Source organism: Nocardia sp. CA-084685 (genome assembly GCF_050955785.1).
Taxonomy (GTDB): domain Bacteria; phylum Actinomycetota; class Actinomycetes; order Mycobacteriales; family Mycobacteriaceae; genus Nocardia.
Window position 1 is genome coordinate 6,150,098 of the sequence record NZ_CP192094.1, and the last position, 21,156, is coordinate 6,171,253.

A 21,156-nucleotide genomic window follows, 5' to 3' on the forward strand; every position below is an offset into this window, starting at 1 on the left:
GAGACACCACCGACAGGAGGCAAGTCATGACAAGCCCCGCCACCACTCGTGTGCGCACCAGCGATTCGGACCTCGACGCCCAGAGCCCTGCAGCCGACCTGGTACGTGTGTACCTGAACGGGATCGGCCGTACCGCACTGCTCACGGCAGCCGACGAGGTCGAGCTGGCAAAGCGCATCGAGGCGGGCCTCTATGCGCAGCATCTGCTGGAGACCGGCAAGCGATTGTCGGCCACCCGCAAGCGCGATCTGGCCATTATCGTTCGCGAAGGCCAGTCGGCACGCTCGCATCTACTCGAAGCCAACCTCCGGCTCGTGGTCTCCCTCGCCAAGCGCTACACCGGCCGCGGTATGCCGCTGCTGGACCTGATCCAGGAGGGCAACCTCGGCTTGATCAGGGCAATGGAGAAGTTCGACTACTCCAAGGGATTCAAGTTCTCCACCTATGCCACCTGGTGGATTCGCCAGGCCATTACCCGCGGTATGGCCGATCAGAGCCGCACCATCCGCCTGCCCGTGCATCTGGTCGAGCAGGTCAACAAGCTGGCCAGGATCAAGCGCGAACTGCATCAGCAGCTCGGTCGCGAGGCAACCGATGCCGAACTCGCCAACGAGTCCGGTATTCCGGTCGACAAGATCTCGGATCTGCTGGACCACAGCCGCGACCCGGTAAGCCTGGATATGCCGGTCGGCAACGACGAAGAGGCCCCGCTGGGCGATTTCATCGAGGACTCCGAGGCGACCTCGGCCGAATCCGCCGTGATCGCCGGACTCCTGCATCACGATGTGCGCAGCGTGCTGGCCACCCTGGACGAGCGTGAGCAGCAGGTCATCCGGTTGCGCTTCGGCCTGGACGACGGCCAGCCGCGCACCCTCGACCAGATCGGCAAGCTCTTCGGACTCTCCCGCGAGCGTGTTCGTCAGATAGAGCGTGAGGTCATGTCGAAGCTGCGCAAGGGTGAGCGGGCTGATCGCCTGCGCGCCTACGCCAGCTGATCCCGCAATAACTCGTACCGGTCATCCCGGCACGTGCCCATGACGCCGGACTGCTCCGAGGCCGGTCCGGCGTCCGGCTCGGTGACCCGAGACGGTCACCTCGAAACGCCGACCGGTGTCCGCGCGTCCCGTCCCCTCCGGGTTCGCGCGAGCCGGTCGGCGAACCTCATTCAAGACCCCCGAGTCCATCGTCGACCGTGAGGTTCTCCGGTGTCAGTGCGAGTGCGGAGTTCTCGGCCTGCGCATCGGCAGAATCGCGAAATCCTCTTCCCCGCGGCCGTTGCCGATGCTGGCCAAGACAAGTTGTGCGCTTGCCTTAGCGAGCGGCATCGGCACGTCGAGTTGGCACGCCGCGCCCCAGATCGACATCCTTACGCAACAGGATCGGGTGAAAGTCGCTGTGCAGTAGAGGTTTACGAAGGTCGGGGTCTGGTGGCGAGTGAAGGCGAATCTCCCACACCCGTCGCCACGGATCACTCGCCACCGGCGCAGCAAACAGTCGACGCGGCGGGATGCCAGAAACCACGGCGGATACCGCTGAAGTAGCTATCCGGCGAGAGCGGAGATATCTGCCCCTGCGCTGGCGGTATCTGCGCGCTATGGCGGGCAGGTTGCTTCAGGTGTGAACCCGCTGGCGATTCGCACCGCTGACATGGGACTTCGATGCGCGCGTTGGTGGCAGATCGGCGCATTGAGTGACGGCGGGCTCGCATGGTCGGGGGCGGACGGGACCTCAGCCGAGGCGGCGAGGGCCGGAGTCGAAGCGGCTGGGTTGGGGGCCGAAGCGGGCTCGGGCGTACAGGATTGCGGCGGCGTTGGCGGAGGCGAGGACGGGATCGAAGGATAGTTCTCGGATTTCGGGGAGGTCGTCGAAGAGGGCCGAGACGCGTTGGACGAGTTCGACCAGGGCGGGTTTATCGACGCGGGGACTTGCGGGGGTGCCGGAGAGGAGGGGGGCCGCCCGCGGGGCGTCGATGAGGGCGGTCGCTTCGTCGGCGGTGAGTGGGAGGGCGCGGTAGGCGCGGTCCCCGAGGAGTTCGATAATCATGCCGGAGAGTCCGAATTCGATGACCGAACCGAAGGACGGGTCGTCCTGCACTCGCAGCACACAGCCGACGCCAGGGCTGGCCATCTTCTGGATGTGCACGGCGGGATCACCGCATAGTTCCACCAGATGCGAATAGGCCTGCCGAACGGCCTCCGGTCGCCACAGGTCCAATCGAACTCCGCTGAGATCCGGTCGCCGCCGCCACATTTCGCCGGTCGCCTTGGCCGCGACCGGATAGCCGAGTTCCTCGGCCGCAGCGACCGCCTCATCGGCGCTGCGGACCTCGCGGAATTCGACGACGTGAATTCCGTAGCAATCCAATAGATCGACGGATTCGAGGTCGGTGAGCCAACGCCCGTCGGATTCGCTCATCCAGCGCGCGACCAGCCGCTCGGCCCGCTCCGCGTCGATACCCGCCGGACGCACCACCGTCGACACCGGTTTCGTGCGCCACTGTGCGTACCGATGCGCCCTGGCCAGCGCTCGTGCGGCGCGCTCGGGATCCGGATAGGACGGTATCGAGCCACGCACCGCCGTACCGGCCGGACCACGCATGGCCAGCAGATTCGGAATCCCCTGCTCGGCAACGAAAGTGGTGAGAATAGGTTTCGCCGCATCGGGCACGGCCGCCGCGGCCTCGCGAATGGCATCGGCGAATCCGGCCATCGGCAGCGGCACCGGCGGCGCGAAAACCACGATGACCGCGTCGATCTCATCCGAGCGCAGCGCGGCGACCACCGCGTCCAGGTAGGCACCGGGCGTCGCGTCCGGCCCCAGGCTCACCGGATCGCCGGTCGACTCCTCGTCCACCCCGCGCTCGGTCGGGCGCGGGCGCCGAACGCCGTCGTACGGGACGGCGGCGGGTCGTCGAACCTCGAGCCCCTCACCGCGCGCGGCGTCGACGGCCAGCCAGTTCAACGCCGCACTATTGCCGATCACAGCGACCCGCGGCCCCGCCGGCAGCGGCTGATAACCCAGCAGCGCCGCACAGTCGAACAGCTCCGAAATCGAATCCACCTGAACGATTCCCGACTGCGCGAACAGGTCACGCACAATGGATCGGTCCATATCACCGGTCGGCTGGGACCGCGCTGCCAAACGTCCACTGCTTACCGCGACGATCGGTTTACTCCGCGCGACCCGACGCGCGATCCGGGAGAATTTGCGCGGATTACCGAAGCTCTCCAGATACAGCAGGATCACATCGGTGGCCGAGTCGCTGTCCCAGTACTGCAGTAAGTCGTTGCCGGACACATCCGCGCGATTACCCGCCGAGACGAAGGTCGACAACCCGAGGTTGCGCGCGGCGGCCTCACCGAGGATGGCCGCACCCAACGGCCCGGACTGACAGAAGAACCCTATGCGCCCGCGCCCGGGCAGCACCGAGGCCAGGGTCGCGTTCAATGCAACCGAGGCATCGGTATTGGCGATGCCGAGCGCACTCGGCCCGACCACCCGCATTCCGTGTCCGCGCGCCGCGGCGACCAACTCGTGTTCGGCAACCACACCATCCTCGCCGGTTTCCCCGAAGCCCGCGGTGAGCACCACCAATCCCTTGACGCCCTTGGCCATACAGTCGTCCAGAACCGAGCTGATCGCCTCGGGTGGCACGGCGACCACCGCGAGATCCACTTCATCGGGAACATCGCGCACCGTCGGGTAGGCCCGTACCCCACGCACCGATCGCCGATTCGGATTGACCGGGAACACCGGCCCCTGGAACACCCCGGACAGCAAATTGGCCAAGATCACTCCGCCGACCCGGGCCGGGCCCATGGTGGCGCCGATCACCGCGACCGAACGCGGCGCGAGCAGATTACCGACACTGCGCGCCTCGGAAGCGCGCTCACGCGAATCCCGCACCGAGAGCAGGGCTTCGGTGGGATCGATGGCGAATTCCAGATGCAGTACCGAACCGTCCCTAGCGCGCTCCACTTGATAGCCCGCGTCGCGGAATACGGTGACCATCACAGTGTTCTCCGCGAGCACCTCCGCGACGAACGTCTCGATCTTGTTCTCCGCGGCCGCCCCCGCCAGATGTTCGAGCAGAATCGACCCGAGTCCGCGTCCCTGGTGTTCGTCGGCCACCACGAACGCGACTTCGGCGGCGCGGGCTCCGGTGCGGTCGGTCAGCAGTTCATAGCGGCCGACCGCGATAATCGCCTCACCGAGTACCAGCAGCAGTCCGACCCGGTCGTGGTGGTCGACGTGGGTGGAGCGGTACAGATCCTTGGGGGAAATGCGAGGGTACGGACCGAAGTAGCGCAGATATCGAGAACGATCCGATAGCGCCGCGTGGAATTCCTGCAGCCGCTCGGCATCATTGGGCGTGATCGGGCGCAGTCGCACCACGCCGCCATCGGAGGCGAGCACATCGGCGAACCAGTGCTGCGGCGGCGGTGGCGGCACCGCGGGCGTGCTCGGGGAGTCCGGGACGGGCGGGGTTTCAGTCACGGGGGTCCTCCGGATCCAGGCCGAGCAACCCGAAGGTCGCTCGGCGCGTAGCCAATACGGCCGTATCGATTGCACGTTGCGCACGGTCGATGCGCGCGTCTCCAGTTTCCCCGGTGCCGCCGGGACCATCCCATGGGCGGTAGGCGGTGTCACCACCGTCACTCATGGTGCGCGGTGGGTCTACGCTCGGCGCCGCGGATCGGATCATATCGATCCAGTCCTGCGGCACCGCGGTTTCCGGTGCGATAGTGCGATCCAGCGCGGTCGCCAGCAGGTGCGTCCAGGCACGCGGCACCACCCGCACCAGGCCGTAGCCACCGCCACCCACGGCGAGCCAACGGCCTTCGGCGTATTCGTCGGCGAGATCGCGCATCGCGATGAAGGCGGCGCGTTGGCCGTCGACGGTGAGTTCCATATCGGCCAGTGGGTCCTCACGATGGGTATCGACACCACATTGGCTGACCACGATCTGCGGACGGAAGGCCGCCAGCGCACCGGGCACGATCGCGTGAAAGCCGCGCAGCCACTGAGGATCCCGGATGCCCGGCAGGACCGCCAGATTGATCGCGGTGCCCTCGGCGGCGCCGTGGCCGGTCTCCTCCGGCCAACCGGTATTGGGCCACAGGGTGGCCGGATGCTGATGAATCGAGATCGTCAGCACCCGCGGGTCGCCGTAAAAGGCGCGCTGAACGCCGTCGCCGTGATGCACATCGACATCGATGTAGGCAATCCGATCGAATCCGTTTTCCAGCAGCCAGGAGATGGCCACGGCCGCATCGTTGTAAATGCAGAATCCGGCCGCCGAATCCGGCATCGCGTGATGCATGCCGCCGCCGATGCTCACCGCGCGGCGGGTCCGCCCCTGGGCGATCTCGCGTGCGGCGGTCAATGTGCCGCCGACGATCACCGAGGCCGCTTGATGCATCCGCGGGAATACCGGGTTGTCCGGTGAGCCGAGGCCGTACGGAGGTGCGAGCGGCGCACCCGCGGGCGGTGTGGCATGTTCGACGGCTTCGATGTAGTCCGCGGTGTGGATGCGTAGCAAATCGGACACTTCGGCCCGCTCGGGCACCAATCGCTCGACACCGTCGAGCAATCCGAGACTTTCCGCCAAGGCCATGGTGAACTGCAGGCGTGCCGGTTTCATGGGGTGCTCCGGCGTCCACGCGTAATCGAGGAAACGATCGGTCCAGACGACGGTTCCGGATCGCGCCTCGAGATCACCTTCGTCGAGCGGCGCGGACTGTTCGCCGTGCGGTGCAGTGGCCATGATCGCAACGCTACGCGGGAAGGTAACCGCCCCGTTGGACGTTCGTATGCAGTAGAAATACATGCAAGAGCGAACACGGTGACAGGCCGTGCGCCGACAGGATTCCCACAGCGCAGTCACGGGTGTAGCGCGAGACCACGCGGCACGCGGGGGTGCCGACGTGCGTGGGTAGAATTCGTGCCGACGAAGGGGTAACAGGTGAAGGATCTGGTCGACACCACGGAGATGTATCTCCGTACCATCTACGACCTCGAGGAAGAGGGCGTGGTGCCCCTGCGTGCGCGCATTGCCGAGCGCCTCGAGCAAAGCGGCCCGACGGTCAGCCAGACCGTCGCCCGGATGGAACGCGACGGTCTGCTGCTTGTCGCCGGTGATCGCCATCTCGAACTGACCGAGAAGGGCCGCAGCATGGCGGTCGCGGTCATGCGAAAGCATCGCCTCGCGGAGCGGCTGCTCGTGGACATCATCGGGCTCGACTGGCAGAACGTGCACGCCGAGGCGTGCCGCTGGGAACACGTCATGAGTGAGGATGTCGAGCGGCGGCTGGTCGAGGTGCTCAACCACCCGACCACTTCCCCCTACGGCAACCCGATTCCGGGGCTGGACGAACTGGGCATCATCCCGTCGAGCGGAGCGGACGAGACCTTGGTGCGGCTGTCGGATCTGCCGCACGGACAGGTGCACGCGGTCGTGGTGCGTCGCCTCGCCGAGCACATCCAGACCGATCCCGAGGTCATCGGCCAGCTGCGGGAGGCGGGCGTGGTGCCCGACGCCCGTGTGACGGTCGAGACCAAGCCAGGTTCGGTGGTTATCACCGTGCCCGGCCACACGGGTTTCGAGCTCTCGGACGAAATGGCCCACGCCGTCCAGGTGAAGTTGGTCTGAGGCGTGAAACTTCTGGTCACGGGCGGCGCGGGCTATGTCGGTGGCGTCTGCGCGCAGGTTCTGCTCGAATCGGGGCACGAGGTGGTGGTGGTCGATGATCTGTCGACCGGCAATGCCGAGGGTGTGCCCACCGAGGCTCGGTTCGTCGAGGGTGACGTCGCAGTCGCCGCGCCCGAACTGCTCGAGGCCGAATCCTTCGACGGCGTTCTGCATTTCGCGGCGCAGTCGCTGGTCGGTGAGTCGGTGCTGCAGCCGGAGAAGTACTGGCACGGTAACGTTGTGAAGGCACTCGAGCTGCTGGAGGCGATGCGTCGCACCGAAACGCCGAGACTGGTCTTCTCCTCGACCGCTGCCGTATACGGCGAACCCGAACAGGTGCCGATCACCGAGGACGCGCCGACCCGGCCGACCAACCCCTACGGTGCCTCCAAGCTGGCCATCGATCACGCCATCACTTCCTATGCGATCGCGCACGGCTTGGCCGCGACCAGCCTGCGCTATTTCAACGTCGCGGGCGCCTATGGCGGCCTCGGCGAAAACCGGGTGGTAGAAACCCATCTGATCCCCCTCGTGCTTCAGGTCGCCCTCGGTCATCGCAAGGCGATCTCGGTCTTCGGCACCGACTGGCCCACGCCCGACGGCACCGCGGTCCGCGATTACATCCACATCCGCGATCTCGCCGATGCCCACCTGCTGGCCCTCAGCTCGGCGGAGTCCGGTACCCATCGCATCTTCAATCTCGGTAGCGGCACCGGTTTCTCGGTCCGCGAGGTGATTTCGGCCTGCGAGCGTGTCACGGGCCTGCCCATCGTCGCCGAGGACGCACCGCGCCGCGCCGGCGACCCGGCCACGCTGATCGCGTCCAGTGATCGCGCCATCACCGACCTCGGCTGGCAGCCCAAGCACAACGATCTCGACGAAATCGTCGCCGATGCCTGGGAATTCCTGCGGGATCTCGGTCCGCTGGCACACAGCGCGAAGTAAGTCGGCTCACTATCGAGCGCGGTCACATGGTGGTGCTGTACTTGCCTCAACCACCATGTGACTCACCGCTGACCGCCCGAGCCTGGGTTCACCGAACAACCGGCCCCAGTTCGATCCCGAGGTCCGCAGCGATCCCGAGCCCGCAGTAGGCAAGGCGGCGCAGCGTATCCGGGCGCATCCCGGTGCGCAGGGAGATCTCCAGCAGACTCGCCATGGAGTGAGCAGGGTCGGCGTCTAGAGCCGCTTGCAACGCGATGCCTGCGAGCGGTCCGTCACCGCGGATGTATGCGCTGTAGCCGAGAAGTGTTGCGGCGTCGGCACGGTCGCTGCCCGTCAGCACACGTGTCAATGCCACCCACAGGGTTTCGGCTGGGGCGGCGTGAGCTCCGACCGCCAGTCCGAACAGTGAGTCGCGCACTGTCCGATCGCGCAATGCCGCGGCCAGTTCCGCGTATTCGCGGGCGGCGAGGGCCACACCGGAGTCGATGTTGGCGATCTGCCACAGCATATGTTCCAGCGCCCGGCGGTGATATACGTCGGGATCACCGCGCCGGACGGCGGCCGCATATCGCTCGTGCGCGAGTGCGCGGGCGCTGTCGAGATGGACCGCGACCTGTTGGGCCAGCTCATCATCCGGTGCGACCAGATCGGTGAGTTCCGAGCGGGTTCCCCGGATCGGCCGTCCTTCGAGCACATGTGCCACCGTCACCATCGACGTCGCCGGATCCGGCAGCGTCCCACGGTGGTTCGCGTCCAGCAGACTCCACCATCGCTGCTCCGCCTCGATGGCGCGCACCGCCCAGGCTCCCTCGAGGTATACCTCGGCCCGCGCCAGTCGCCGAGCGAACGCCGCGATGAGCGCGCCCCACGGCCCCGTACTCCCCGTCCCGTTTCGGCGCGTGCGTCGCGGTTCGCGCGCCCGGTCATCGACGATCACGGCGAGCACTTCCGTCGCCCCCTCCGCGGCACAGATATGTGAAACACACTCGGCATACGCCGCTGCGAGGCCGCGTCGACTACCACCCTCCTGATCCAAATCGAACCGCACCACCGCATCGATGATCGGACTCTGCTCCGCGTCGGTCGCACCGTGTAGCACCGCCACCACCAGCGACCGCTCCGGCACGAATCCGACCATGGCGGGCACCGCCACAATCAATTCACCGGGATCATCGACATGCAGCGAATCTCCCGAAATTCGATCCCCGAATTCCGGCGGCGGTTCCGCACAGATTCCCAGGCGCATCTCTTTTCCGAAACCACGTGTGCATTCCGGCGATTCGTCGTCGACATCCGGGTCGAAGAAGGACATCGAATCGATTCGGGCCGAGACCTCGTCCACTGGCCATATGGGATATGCCTGCGCCCCAAGGCTGTCGCCCGCTGGTTCAGCAAAACGCGCCACATGGGTAATGTCAGTCGAATCCGCGATGTCATCTGGCTCGTCAACCTGTACCCCGGGGTCCGCTACGCCCGTGGCCGCACCGGGATGACCGGCGGCTCGATAGTCCCCCGGCTTGCCGGTATCCATGCCATGATCCGCACCAGCATCGCTACGGGGCCATATGGCATCAGACATCTCCGATGGTTGGCCGATTCGCATCTCGCCGCCCGTGGCCAGACCGTCGCGAGGATGCTCGACATCGCGTAGACCCGAGTCGCCGAAACGCGACGGGTGGGCGGAATTGCGGATGTGAACGGCGGGGCTCGGGCAAAAACCGGCGCGCTGATATGCGCCATCACCTGGGTCGCCGAAGGCGGGAGCGGCGTTCGTGGAAGTCGTCATGCATCGAGAGTGCGCGCACCCATCTCGGAGCCCGAGACGCTGACCTGGGGATATCGCGGGACCGAATTGCCCTGTGGAAAACACTTGGATTGTGGACGAATCCGGAATCAGAGACCAGAACGGCGGGGGCCATGTCGGTGCCACCTGCTACTGTCCGGCGCGAGCTCCAGCGGCCGCTCGCTGGAACTTCCCCGCATTCATCCCTTCTCGACCTTCCGCACCGCCGTAGTGAACAGCTCGTCCAACGCCGCTGTATCCGGCCTCGCATCGCCGAATGTCATGTACGTCACCGTGACTCGCACATCGATGACCTGCCCGGTCAGCGTCTGCATCGACTGAGTCAACCCCGCGGCGCTCACCTGTGGCACCACCATGCGACGCAGCGCGAGCGTGTCGTCGGCATCGATCGGCGGCGGCTGCTGCAATTCGGTGGTCACTATCGTTGTCGTCCCCGCCCGGCTCACGTGCACCTGCTGGCACTGCTTCAAATGTTCGCGCAACGCCGATAATGGCTGTCCGGTCCTGGTCAATTCCACGGTCAGCGTGGCGCGCGTCCGGTTGTCGGTACCCACCGCGATGGCCGTCTGATTCTGACCGAATTGCTGAGCGGGCGGGATACATCCCTCGGGTTGCACCGTCGCACCGCGCCCGACCCCGGTCAGATCCCCCGCCGCCTGCGCGGCCGCCTCCGGCGACAACACCACGGCCTCGTATTCGGCCGGAAACTTCCCCGGATCGGGCAGCAGCGTCGAAAGCTCTGCCGCCACATGCCCGGTCACCGTACTCGGCCGGGAGCCGACCGGATGTCCGATCACCGACGACGCGCAGCCGGCGAGCAGCACCGCACCCGCGGCGATGGGCACCCAACCCGAGACCCCGAATCCGCGTGGTCCGCTGCACGTCGAATTCGGCACAGTCACCGCTCCACTGTGCCAAACTCCCCGTGCCCGCCCGCGATGCCACGCCGATTCTCGGAGTGAGGCGGGAATGCATGGGGTACCACCGATGTTGCCCTGTCTTATGGGTCGGTGTCGCCCGTGGCAACGTGTATCGGGGCCATGGGGGACAATGGACAGTGGTTGACCGCCGCGAATTGCCCAACAGGCCTGTGAACCTGGAAGCTCGCGTCGGTGAACCGCGCAGGAAGGAGACGCGATGGACCACGAGTCGCGAATGTACGAGTTGGAGTTCCCAGCTCCGCAGCTGTCGAACGACGATGGCTTGGGTCCGGTCCTGGTACACGGACTGGAGGGCTTCACCGATGCCGGGCATGCGGTGCGGCTGGCCACGACGCACCTGCGCGAGAGTCTCGAGAGTGAGCTGGTCGCCTCGTTCGATGTCGACGAGTTGCTGGACTACCGCTCGCGTCGTCCGCTGATGACGTTCAAGACCGACCATTTCTCGGATTACGCCGAACCCGAGCTGAATCTCTGGGCGCTGCGTGACACTTCGGGTACCCCGTTCCTGCTGCTTTCCGGCCTCGAACCGGATCTGCGCTGGGAGAAATTCACCACCGCGGTGCGTCTGCTCGCTGAACAGCTCGGTGTGCGGCGCAGTATCGGTCTGAGCGCCATCCCGATGGCGATCCCGCATACCCGCCCGCTCGGCGTCACCGCGCACTCCTCCGACCGCGACCTCATCGCCGACCATCAGCGCTGGCCCGGCGAACTACAGGTGCCTGGCAGCGCTTCCTCGCTGCTGGAGTACCGGATGGCCCAGCACGGCCACGAATCCGTCGGTTTCTCGGTGCACGTGCCGCACTACCTCGCACAGACCGCATACCCGGAGGCCGCGCAGACCCTGCTCGAGCACGTCGCCGACAACGCGGGCCTGGAATTCCCGCTGGCCGCGCTCGGTGAGGCCGCCGCGCGCGTGCGCGAACAGGTCAACGAGCACATCGCGGGCAATTCCGAGGTCGAGACGGTGGTGCACGCGCTCGAGCGCCAGTACGACAGCTTCGTCACCTCCCAGGAACGTCAGTCGAGCTTGCTGGTCGGCGACGGTGAACTGCCAAGCGGCGACGAATTGGGCGCCGAATTCGAGCGCTTCCTGGCCGAGCAGGGCGGCTACGACGGCGACGAGGGCGAACAGTCCAACTGACCCGATCACCCTGACTGGGCCGTAGACGGCTGCCCGTAGGGTGGTCGGAGTGGATCTGACCGAACTGCTCGAGATACCGGGAACCGACGCCGACGCGCTCTACGAATCTTTCGGTGCGTGGGCGGCCGAGCAGGGCACCCCGCTGTATCCGGCGCAGGACGAGGCGCTGCTGGAATTGGCGTCCGGATCCAATGTCATCCTGGCCACTCCCACCGGTTCCGGTAAATCCCTTGTCGCGGTCGGCGCACATCTGTTCGCGCTGGCCCGCGGCCTGCGCACCTACTACACCGCACCCATCAAAGCCCTGGTCAGCGAGAAATTCTTCGCCCTGTGCGACGTTTTCGGCGCGGACCGAGTCGGCATGGTGACCGGTGACGCGGCGGTGAATCCGGAGGCGCCGATCATCTGCGCCACTGCCGAGATCCTGGCGAATATGGCACTGCGCGAGGGCGCGGCCGCCGATGTCGGCCAGGTCGTGATGGACGAATTCCACTTCTACGCCGATCCGGACCGCGGCTGGGCCTGGCAGGTACCGCTGCTGGAACTTCCGCGCGCCCAATTCCTGCTGATGTCGGCCACGCTCGGCGAGGTCGATTTCTTCGCCGCCGATCTGGAGCGCAGGACCGGCAATTCGACCGCCATTGTCGCTGGTACCGAACGTCCTGTCCCGCTCAGCTTCTCCTACGCGCGCACCCCGATCACCGAAACCCTGGAAGATCTTGTCACGACCAACCAGTCACCGGTGTATGTCGTGCATTTCACCCAGGCCGCCGCCCTGGAACGCGCCCAGGCGCTGACCAGCGTCAACTTCGCCACGCGCGCCGAAAAGGACGCCATCGCAACGGCACTGGGCGGTTTCCGCTTCTCTTCGGGCTTCGGCAAGACCCTGTCCCGGCTGATCCGCCACGGTATCGGCGTACATCACGCGGGCATGCTGCCCAAGTACCGCCGACTGGTGGAACGCCTTGCCCAGGACGGACTACTGAAGGTGGTGTGCGGCACCGATACCCTCGGCGTCGGCATCAACGTGCCGATCCGCACGGTACTGCTTACCGGCCTCACCAAATTCGACGGTGTGCGCACCCGCAGGCTCAAGGCCCGCGAATTCCATCAGATCGCGGGCCGCGCGGGCCGGGCCGGCTACGACACTATGGGCACCGTAGTCGTGCAGGCGCCCGACCACGAGGTGGAGAACACCCGACTGCTGGCCAAGGCGGGCGACGATCCCAAGAAGCAGCGCAAGGTGGTGCGCCGCAAACCGCCGGAGGGCTTCGTCTCCTGGAGCGAGGAGACCTTCGACCGGCTCGTCGCCGCCAGCCCCGAACCCATGGTGTCGCGCTTCAACGTGACGAACTCCATGCTGCTCAACGTGATCGCCCGCCCGGGCAATTGCTTCGACGCCATGCGCCATTTGCTCGAGGACAATCACGAGCCCCGCCCCGCACAACGCCGCCACATCCTGCGCGCCATCCGCCTGTACCGCGCGCTGCGCGACGCCGGTGTGGTGCAACAGCTTCCCGAGCCCGACGCCCACGGCCGCCGCGCCAGGCTCACCGTCGACCTGCAGCGCGATTTCGCCCTCGACCAACCCCTGTCCCCCTTCGCTCTCGCCGCACTAGAGCTGCTCGACAAGGACAGCCCCGGCTATACCCTCGACGTCATCTCCCTCGTCGAATCGACACTCGAGGATCCGCGTCAGCTGCTCATGGCCCAGCAGCACAAGGCCCGCGGCCAGGCGATCAACGAGATGAAGGCCGATGGCATCGAATATGACGAACGCATGGAGCTGCTCGAAGAGGTCACCTGGCCCAAACCCCTGGCCGAGCTGATCGAACCCGCCTTCGAGACCTACCGGGCCGGGCACCCCTGGATGTCGGAATTCGCCCCGTCCCCCAAATCTGTCGTCCGCGACATGATCGAACGCTCGATGACCTTCGCCGAGCTGATCTCGCATTACGAACTGGCCCGCTCCGAGGGCGTGGTGCTGCGCTATCTCGCCGACGCCTATCGCGCGCTACGGCGCACCGTCCCGGAATCGGCGCGCACCGAGGATCTCGACGATATGACCGAATGGCTGGGCGAGCTTGTGCGCCAAGTGGATTCGAGTCTGCTCGACGAATGGGAGCAGCTTACCAATCCGGGCGCGGAGACCGATGCCGATCAGCTCGCCTTCGGCGCGGAATCGGTGCGGCCGATCTCGGCCAACGAACGCGCGTTCAAGGTGATGGTCCGCAATGCCATGTTCCGCCGCGTCGAACTCGCCGCGCTGCGCCGCTGGGAGGCACTCGCCGACCTGGGCACCGGTCCGGACTGGGCGGCCGAACTGACCCCCTACTTCGAGGAGTACGAGAACATCGGCACCGGCCCGGACGCTCGCGGTCCACAACTGTTCCAGGTGGAACAACGCCCCGGTTTCTGGCAGGTGCGCCAGGTGCTCGACGATCCCGCCGGGGACCACGGCTGGGCACTGGCGGCTGTGGTCGATCTGGCCGAGTCCGATGCCGCGGGCGAGGTCGTATTCGACGAGGTCACGGTAGTCGCGGGGTGATCATGATCAAGGTGTCGTCAACGAGTTGGTTACTGGGGGCATCGCGCTGATACTCTCTCGCGCGGTGCCCGAACGACGGCCGACCCCCAAATGACGGAGAGTTCCCCTAGATTGACCGGCTCAAACCTGCCCGAATCGCCCTATCTGGCCATCCACCCAGAGCGGGTGCGCGAGAACTACCGCGCACTCCAGGCCGCGGTACCCGAAGCCCGAATTCGCTTCGCGGTCAAGGCGAGTCCGGTCCCGGAACTCATCGGTCTGCTCGACCGTCACGGCGCGGAGTTCGACGTCGCCAGCGTCGGTGAGATCGAGCTGTGCCTGCGTGAAGGTGTCGACCCGACCCGCATGTGCTACGGGAACCCGATCAAGAAAGCCACCCATATCGCCGCCGCCTACGCCGTGGGCGTGCGCCGCTACGCCTTCGACACCGAGGACGATCTGCTGCGCATCGTCGAGCACGCGCCGGGCTCGGAGGTCGAGTGCCGGTTCCTGTCCTCGGCGCCGCAGTCCACGACACCCTTCGGCACCAAATTCGGCTGCTCGCCCACCGAGGCGCTGCGCCTGCTGGTGCGCGCACGCGATCTCGGGTTGATCGTCGGCGGTCCGTACTTCCATGTCGGTTCCCAGCAGACCGACCCGAGGGCCTGGCGCATCGGTATCGAACAGGCAGGGCGCATCGTGGCAGCGTTGGCGGACAAGAATATTCCGGTGCGCTCGGTGAATATCGGTGGCGGCCTGCCCATTTCGTACGCCGAGGCAGCACCCGCACTCGACGATATCGGCGCGGTCATCGCGGCCGCCACCGCAGCATTCCTGCCCGAGACCGCCGGACTCGTCATCGAGCCCGGCCGTGCGCTCGTAGGTTCGGCGGGAACCATTCACGCCGAGGTCATCGGCGTGCGCATCGCGCCGGACGGACGGCGCTGGGTGTATCTCGACATCGGCCGCTACAACGGGATGGCCGAGACCGAGAACGAGTACATCGCATACCGCTTCGTCACCGAACGTGACGGAGACCCCGTGGACGAGGCGGTGGTGGCCGGACCGACCTGTGATGGCGACGATGTACTGTATCAACGCACGAAGGTCCTTCTTCCGACCTCGTTGCGAGCCGGTGATCGCATCAAGATCCTCGATACCGGCGCCTATACCGCGAGCTATTCGTCGGTGTCCTTCAATGGTTTTCCGCCCTTGACCGTTCATGTCTCGGGCGCTGAGCGAGAGTGAGTTTGCCTATGACGGCGGAATTCACCGGCTGGCATGTGCTGGCCGAGTTCGGTGGTGTCGACGCAGATCTCTGCGACGATCTCGAACGACTCGAATCGGCGTTGCGTGAGTCTCTGATCGCGGCGGGCGTCACCATCTGCGATGTCGTACACAAAAAGTTCGATCCGCAGGGGGTGACCGTCCTCGCGCTGTTGTCGGAGTCTCACGCCTCGATTCACACCTATCCGGAGTCCGGCGACATCTTTGTCGACGTATTCACCTGCGGAAGTATCGGCGCAGGCGCGTCGAAAGCCGTCGAACTGCTGCGGGATAAGTTGTCTCCCAAGACTGTTCGCATGCAGGTCATCCAGCGCGGGCACGGCTCGACGCGGATCGAGGAGCCGGTGGGCAATGGCCTGACCCGCATCTGGGATCTGCACGACGTCATCGTCGACACCCACACTCCGTTCCAGCACATGGTGATCGCACGCACCGAACAGGGCATCAGCCTGTTCTCCGACGATGATCGCCAGTCCACGGAGTTCTCCCAGCTGACCTATCACGAGGCGATGATGGTTCCCGCCTTCGCGCTGGCCGCGAAGCTGGAGAAGGTGCTGATCATCGGTTCGGGTGAGGGTGTGGCCAGTCAGATGTCGGTCGCCGCGGGCGCGACGCTGGTGGACCATGTCGATATCGACCAGCGCGAGGTCGAATTGTGCGCCGAGCACCTGCCCTACGGCTACACCAGCGATGAGCTGGCCGCCGCGGTGCAGGGTGAGGGACCGGTCAAGGTGCACTACGCCGACGGTTGGGACTTCCTGGCCAACGCGACCGAGGCGGGCACCCGCTATGACGTGATCGTCATCGATCTGCCCGATGAGCGGGTCGAGGACGCGCAGCACAACCGGCTCTACGAGTCGGAGTTCCTGTCGCGATGTCGGGCACTGCTCGCATCTGGCGGCGTGCTCAGCGCACAGGCCGGATGCGCGACGATGTGGCGCAACGAGACGCTGAAGCGGTCGTGGAAGCGCTTCCACGAGCAGTTCGACACCGTGGTGCAGTACGGCAGCGATGAGCACGAGTGGACATTCCTGTTCGGATTGAACGAGCGAATCGATGACCCGGTGCAGACGATGATCGAGCGGCTGGGCACGCTGCCCTACCGCGCGGAAACGATCGATGCGCGGGCGCTGGTGCGCGGCGCGATCGAACCGCACGCGTTGCGAGTTCAGCGGTAAATCGAATCGCACCGGCTCCCCAAGGAATTCCCGTGGAGCCGGTGCGATTCGGCATTCAAGCGGCGTGCGTTGGTCAGCGCGCGTTGCCGGTGCTGATCGCCGCATCAGCAAGCTGAGCGATTGCCAGCCTGCCGGTGCTCAGGTGAGTGCGGTCATCGGACGACACGATCCGTGCATCCTCGATACCGGCGACGAAACCGCCGACCGAACCTCGTGATGCCCTCGTCGGTGACTTCGACAACGACGTAGGGGCATTAAGCGAGCCTCCCCGAGCTGAATCCGCCGTCGACGGGGAAGATGTGGCCGGTGGTGAAAGTGGCGTCCGCGAGATACAGCACCGCCGCGGTGGTTTCGCTCACCTCGCCGATTCGGTTGAGCAATGCCAATCGGCCCGAGGCACTTTCGTCGCCGTCACCGAACAGCGGTGTGCGGATGATGCCGGGCGCGACGGCATTGACTCGGATTCCGTCGGCGGCGAGTTCCGCTGCCAGGCTCGTCGTCAACGCGTGGACGCCGCCCTTGCTGACCAGCGCCGCCGAGGCGGACAGCCCCGCGAGCGCGTGGTTGATCAGCACCGTTCCGATATTCACAATGCTGCCACCGCTTTTCTGCGCCTGTAGCTGGCGTACGACTGCCTGTGTGGTGAAGAAAGTCCCCTTCAGATTTGCGTTCAGGTAACTGTCCAGATCCGCTGCGGTGACATCGACGAACGGCTTCGCGCCGAAGATCCCGGCATTGTTCACCAACACATCCACTCGACCGAACCGCCGCACCGCAAGGCTAGCCAGCTCCGAACCCGTGGTGGGCGTACCGATATCACCAGCGAAAACCGCCACTTGTGACGGCGCGCCCAACGAGTCCGCCACCGCCACGAGCTTGTCCGCATCCCGTCCGTTGAGGACCACATTGTCGCCACGCTCCACGAAGGCCCGAGCGATATCGCGCCCGATCCCACTGGAGGATCCGGTAACGATGACCGTCTTGACCATGATCTTTCTCTCTTCCTCGCGGCATGTACCGATACGACCGGTCGTCTTGGAATGGGCGCACAGCCGCGCATGGCGTCCAATATCTACAGGTCAGGGTCGGAAATAGTCATCCAGCAGTCGGCGCAAACACCTGTGCAGCGGTTCGAGCGAGCGCTCGATCTTCATCCTGATCACCGCCCCCTCCCACGACTCCAACAGCAGATCAGCCAATTCGGTGGCGTCGATATCCTCGCGAATCCTCCCTAGCTCCTGCGCTCGTCGCAGCGCCGCCGCCACTGCGTCCCGCCAGGAATTCCAGGCTGCCGCCAAGGATCCCCGCAGTACGTCACTGCCCTCGAGCTCGCCGCCGAGGTTCGCGATCAGGCATCCACCACTGAATTCCGCCCGTACGAAATCGTCCATGAGCCGCTCGAAGAACGCATGCAACCCGGCCACCGGATCCGGCGACCTCCCGAGTGCCTCGGCCAAATTCCGCTGCACACACAGCGAATGGTGGTCGATGATGGCCTGCCCGAAGCTCTCTTTGCTATCGAAGTAGTTGTAGAACGACCCCTTCGGCACGCCGACCGCATCCAGGATCTGCTTGATGCCGGTCCCGTGGTAGCCGTTGGTCAGGAACCCGGTAGCACCCTGCTCCACAAGAAGCTGGCGAGTGTCATCACTGCGTCGCGGTCGCGCCATGAAGTTAATATATGACCGGTCGTCTTGGAATGGCAAATCAATTCAGAGCAGCCTCCGCCACTCAGCGCACCCGGCCACGAATAGGTCCAGATGTTCGGCCGCGAAGCGCTGGGCACACCAATCATTCTGCGCGACAGCGGAAGTCCACACATATGTCCACGTCGACGCCACCGGACCCGGCCCAACCTGCCGCAACTCGTACTCGTCATCCTCGAACGCATCCAGCACCGCCCACTCCCCCGCGTCCAGCCCCGACAGCACCACACCTTGCGCAACCGCACCAGCGGCGGGCACCAAGCCCGGATATACACGCCCCGGCAGTGCCGCCGCGCGCCACCCGGTCAACTCCGCCGCCACCGAATCCGGACACCGCCCGATCAGTTCGATCAGCACCTCGGGAAACTGCAATGTCCCGTACACGAACAGCCGATCATCGTGGGCGAGCGAGCGCCCGAGGCGCTGTTGCGTCTCGGGCGATATATCGGTACCCAACTCGTCCACCATGCCCCCTCTCCACTTGCCTACCAGCGGAGATTACGCCGAACGCAGACAGAATCCGTCCGACACCGAGGCCGGGCTACCGTGAAATCGGCGTCCGTACGCGTACCGTGCCACAGGAGCCGACACGCCCGCCGGGCCGCGACCGCCCGTGGCCGCTACAGGAAGGCACCCATGCTCCCGCGCATGCTCGCGACGGGGATTGCCGTCGCCATCGTTTCGGTCGCGCTGACCGGATGCACCACCACACCCGACCGCCGCCAGCAGGCGGATCGGCTGCGCGCCGAGGTCGGCGCGATGCCGGGCGTGCAAAGCATTTCGGTCGACTACTCCAACGACTTCACCCGTGGCACCTATCTCGACCTGGACCTATCGATGCGCGCGGCCGCCGAAGCGCAGATCACCGAAGTCGTCGACCGGATCAACACCATCAAGCAGCGCGACTTCGATTCCTACCAGCAATCGACCGACTTCGTCGTCGGCGACCGACTGGAACTGAAGCTGGGCGCCGAATTGGACCCCAACCTCATCACCGCCCACACCCGCGAGCTACGCCAACTCGGTACCAGCCTGCCCGGAGCAGCCATCACCTGGACCAGCTCCGGTATCGAAATCGAAAAGGCCCCGCCCACAAGGGATTCTCTTGCAGTGGTACGCACCGTGCTCGGCACCGATCCGACACAGGTCACCATCCGGCCCGCCGACCGGCAGCCGGTCTGGACCGTCGACCTCCCCTTCGGCATCCAGCAGGAACAAGACATGCAGACCCTGCTGACCGCGCTGCCCGTTTCCGTCGCCTATGTCCGCATCGCTGACGGGTATCTCGCGAATCTCTCTGTCGAAGTGCACAGCCCGGAAACCGCCTACCAGGACCTCACCGCCGTCATCGCGGCAACTCGACCAACACCTGGGCATCCGATAGACCTGCGGTGGAACTGGGGCGGCTATTCGCCTGATAAACAATTCACCGGAAGTGTCGACGTGGCCGGGTGCTCCGACCAGGCCACCGCCGCCGACGCCCACCCCGAGCACTACCTCACTACCGACGCCATCGCCCTGCAGCGCCGACTCCGCACCGAATTCGAAACCTGCCATTAGCGTCCTCATACGAACGCGTCGACGTTGCGCGCACACCACTCGGTGAAGGTTCGCGGACTTCGGCCGAGCAGCTCTCGCACAGTGTCGGTACGCAACCCGACGGTATCTGCGCGCATCAACTCGAACCCCTCGATGATCGCCGCCGCCAACGCCGGTGGCGCACCACCCGGATAGCGCGATTCCAACGCCTCCTGCGGCGTGGCCGCCTCGTGTACCGCGATGGCGCGACCGATCGTGCGGGCGATGGTCGCGACTTGTTCTGCGACAGTGCAAGTTTGCGAACCGGTGAGGGTATAGGTCATATCGTGGTGACCGTCGCCGGTGAGCACCTCGGCGGCCACCGCGGCGATATCGGCGGGGTCGATCGGCGCGTAGCGGCCGGGACCAGTGGGGTCGAGGACCGCACCGCCGGAGCGGATCGTCTGCGCCCACGCCAGCGCATTCGTCATGAAACCACCGGGCCGCAGCACGGTCGCCGGTATGCCGGATCGGGCGACGATCCGCTCGCGCTCACGATGCCAACGCCCCATGGCCGGTACCGGATCACCCATCGCGTTGAACGACGACAACTGCACGATATGGCGCACTCCAGCCGCTCGCGCGACGTTCACCGCATCGATGGTGTGCTCCAGGCCGATGCCGGGAACCAAGAGGAACAGCGCGTCGGCACCGTCGAATGCGGGCGCGAGGGTCCTCGGATCGTCGAAATCGCCGACGAGCAACTCTCCCCTACCCTGATCCGCGACACGAGACGGATCGCGCACGAGAACGCGGAATTCCGTACCTCTGGCAGCGAGTTCGCCGACGAGTTCACGACCGATATTTCCCGTGCCACCGGTCACCACTATCATCAGACCTCCATGTCGTTAGCCGTCTAACGAAAAGAACGTTAGACGGCTAACGATCAATTCGTCAACGCGGAGGAGATCCGACAGGTGCCCGAGTTCCTCGACCTACACGGCCGCAGTTCGAAGGTGCTGCGCGCACTCGCGGACCGCGAAATGCGCACGCACGGACTGCATCTGGGCCAGAATCACGTCCTGGCACTGCTGTGGGAGCAGGACGGCCGGACGCCGGGCGAGGTCGCCGCCGCACTGAATGTCACCACACCGACCGTCGTCAAAATGGCCACTCGGATGACCGCCGCGCAGCTGCTGGAGCGCCGACGCGACGACCACGACAACCGTCTGGTCCGCCTCTGGCTCACCGACAAGGGCCGCGCCCTGCAACGGCCGATCGAGGCACAACGACAAGCATTGGAGGACAAGGTGACCGCCGATCTCACCCCCACCGAACGCCGTCACCTCATGAGCGCTCTGCGCAAGATCCACCGCACCGCGACCGACCTCCTCGGCGACGCCGCACCCTGATCGCGC

General features: G+C 65.7%; 18 protein-coding genes. 10 read left to right on the forward strand and 8 right to left on the reverse strand.

Annotation, left to right across the window (positions count from 1 at the left end; translation table 11 throughout):
• The first annotated feature begins 26 nt into the window (after window positions 1-26).
• A complete protein-coding gene (locus tag ACQP2U_RS27425) occupies window positions 27-995 on the forward strand; it encodes a sigma-70 family RNA polymerase sigma factor (protein WP_397028468.1) in 969 nt (322 codons plus the stop codon).
• A gap of 733 nt (window positions 996-1,728) precedes the next feature.
• Here ACQP2U_RS27425 and ACQP2U_RS27430 read toward each other — a convergent pair.
• Window positions 1,729-4,497: a GNAT family N-acetyltransferase gene (locus ACQP2U_RS27430; protein ID WP_433710094.1), complete on the reverse strand. Its 2,769-nt coding sequence runs from the start codon at window positions 4,495-4,497 to the stop codon at window positions 1,729-1,731.
• On the reverse strand, window positions 4,490-5,767 hold the full coding sequence (locus tag ACQP2U_RS27435) for an acetoin utilization protein AcuC (RefSeq protein WP_433710095.1): 1,278 nt from the start codon (window positions 5,765-5,767) through the stop codon (window positions 4,490-4,492). The genes ACQP2U_RS27430 and ACQP2U_RS27435 overlap by 8 nt, the downstream gene beginning before the upstream one ends.
• Before the next feature lie 198 nt (window positions 5,768-5,965).
• On the opposite strand from ACQP2U_RS27435, the gene ACQP2U_RS27440 reads away from it, so the two are divergent.
• On the forward strand, window positions 5,966-6,652 hold the full coding sequence (locus ACQP2U_RS27440; RefSeq protein WP_433710096.1) for an iron dependent repressor, metal binding and dimerization domain protein: 687 nt from the start codon (window positions 5,966-5,968) through the stop codon (window positions 6,650-6,652).
• A gap of 3 nt (window positions 6,653-6,655) precedes the next feature.
• Window positions 6,656-7,636, forward strand: coding sequence for a UDP-glucose 4-epimerase GalE (gene galE, locus ACQP2U_RS27445; protein WP_433710097.1), 981 nt, complete (start codon window positions 6,656-6,658; stop codon window positions 7,634-7,636).
• Window positions 7,637-7,724: 88 nt separating this feature from the next.
• On the opposite strand, the gene ACQP2U_RS27450 is transcribed toward galE, so the two are convergent.
• A complete protein-coding gene (locus ACQP2U_RS27450) occupies window positions 7,725-8,978 on the reverse strand; it encodes a DUF4192 domain-containing protein (protein ID WP_433710098.1) in 1,254 nt (417 codons plus the stop codon).
• 63 nt (window positions 8,979-9,041) lie between these two features.
• On the opposite strand from ACQP2U_RS27450, the gene ACQP2U_RS27455 reads away from it, so the two are divergent.
• Window positions 9,042-9,287 (forward strand): hypothetical protein, encoded by a 246-nt coding sequence (locus tag ACQP2U_RS27455; RefSeq protein ID WP_433710099.1) that lies wholly within the window; start codon window positions 9,042-9,044, stop codon window positions 9,285-9,287.
• 332 nt (window positions 9,288-9,619) lie between these two features.
• On the opposite strand, the gene ACQP2U_RS27460 is transcribed toward ACQP2U_RS27455, so the two are convergent.
• Window positions 9,620-10,342 (reverse strand): sensor domain-containing protein, encoded by a 723-nt coding sequence (locus ACQP2U_RS27460; protein ID WP_433710100.1) that lies wholly within the window; start codon window positions 10,340-10,342, stop codon window positions 9,620-9,622.
• Between the two features lie 235 nt (window positions 10,343-10,577).
• Here ACQP2U_RS27460 and ACQP2U_RS27465 point away from each other — a divergent pair, with 235 nt between their 5' ends.
• The 4 genes from ACQP2U_RS27465 to speD all read left to right on the forward strand — a co-directional run bounded on the left by ACQP2U_RS27465 (window position 10,578) and on the right by speD (window position 16,514).
• Window positions 10,578-11,522: a proteasome assembly chaperone family protein gene (locus ACQP2U_RS27465; RefSeq protein ID WP_397028456.1), complete on the forward strand. Its 945-nt coding sequence runs from the start codon at window positions 10,578-10,580 to the stop codon at window positions 11,520-11,522.
• A 49-nt stretch (window positions 11,523-11,571) separates the two neighbouring features.
• On the forward strand, window positions 11,572-14,070 hold the full coding sequence (locus tag ACQP2U_RS27470; RefSeq protein WP_433710101.1) for a DEAD/DEAH box helicase: 2,499 nt from the start codon (window positions 11,572-11,574) through the stop codon (window positions 14,068-14,070).
• A 126-nt stretch (window positions 14,071-14,196) separates the two neighbouring features.
• Window positions 14,197-15,297, forward strand: coding sequence for a type III PLP-dependent enzyme (locus tag ACQP2U_RS27475; protein WP_433716598.1), 1,101 nt, complete (start codon window positions 14,197-14,199; stop codon window positions 15,295-15,297).
• 8 nt (window positions 15,298-15,305) lie between these two features.
• Window positions 15,306-16,514: an adenosylmethionine decarboxylase gene (speD, locus tag ACQP2U_RS27480; RefSeq protein WP_433710102.1), complete on the forward strand. Its 1,209-nt coding sequence runs from the start codon at window positions 15,306-15,308 to the stop codon at window positions 16,512-16,514.
• A gap of 254 nt (window positions 16,515-16,768) precedes the next feature.
• Here speD and ACQP2U_RS27485 read toward each other — a convergent pair whose 3' ends face one another.
• The 3 genes from ACQP2U_RS27485 to ACQP2U_RS27495 all read right to left on the reverse strand — a co-directional run bounded on the left by ACQP2U_RS27485 (window position 16,769) and on the right by ACQP2U_RS27495 (window position 18,688).
• The gene (locus tag ACQP2U_RS27485) at window positions 16,769-17,503 is read right to left on the reverse strand and encodes an SDR family NAD(P)-dependent oxidoreductase (protein WP_433710103.1); all 735 of its coding nucleotides are present in this window, start codon (window positions 17,501-17,503) and stop codon (window positions 16,769-16,771) included.
• A gap of 90 nt (window positions 17,504-17,593) precedes the next feature.
• Window positions 17,594-18,184 carry a TetR family transcriptional regulator C-terminal domain-containing protein gene (locus tag ACQP2U_RS27490; RefSeq protein WP_433710104.1) on the reverse strand — a complete coding sequence of 197 codons (591 nt, stop codon included), beginning with the start codon at window positions 18,182-18,184 and terminating at the stop codon, window positions 17,594-17,596.
• Window positions 18,185-18,226: 42 nt separating this feature from the next.
• Window positions 18,227-18,688, reverse strand: coding sequence for a gamma-glutamylcyclotransferase family protein (locus ACQP2U_RS27495; RefSeq protein ID WP_433710105.1), 462 nt, complete (start codon window positions 18,686-18,688; stop codon window positions 18,227-18,229).
• Between the two features lie 168 nt (window positions 18,689-18,856).
• Between ACQP2U_RS27495 and ACQP2U_RS27500 the strand changes: the two genes are divergently transcribed.
• Window positions 18,857-19,780, forward strand: coding sequence for a hypothetical protein (locus ACQP2U_RS27500; RefSeq protein ID WP_433710106.1), 924 nt, complete (start codon window positions 18,857-18,859; stop codon window positions 19,778-19,780).
• Between the two features lie 5 nt (window positions 19,781-19,785).
• On the opposite strand, the gene ACQP2U_RS27505 is transcribed toward ACQP2U_RS27500, so the two are convergent.
• Complete coding sequence (locus ACQP2U_RS27505) at window positions 19,786-20,631, reverse strand: NAD(P)H-binding protein (protein WP_433710107.1); 846 nt, start codon at window positions 20,629-20,631, stop codon at window positions 19,786-19,788.
• An 84-nt stretch (window positions 20,632-20,715) separates the two neighbouring features.
• Here ACQP2U_RS27505 and ACQP2U_RS27510 point away from each other — a divergent pair, with 84 nt between their 5' ends.
• Window positions 20,716-21,150 carry a MarR family winged helix-turn-helix transcriptional regulator gene (locus tag ACQP2U_RS27510; protein WP_433710108.1) on the forward strand — a complete coding sequence of 145 codons (435 nt, stop codon included), beginning with the start codon at window positions 20,716-20,718 and terminating at the stop codon, window positions 21,148-21,150.
• The last annotated feature ends 6 nt before the right edge of the window (window positions 21,151-21,156 follow it).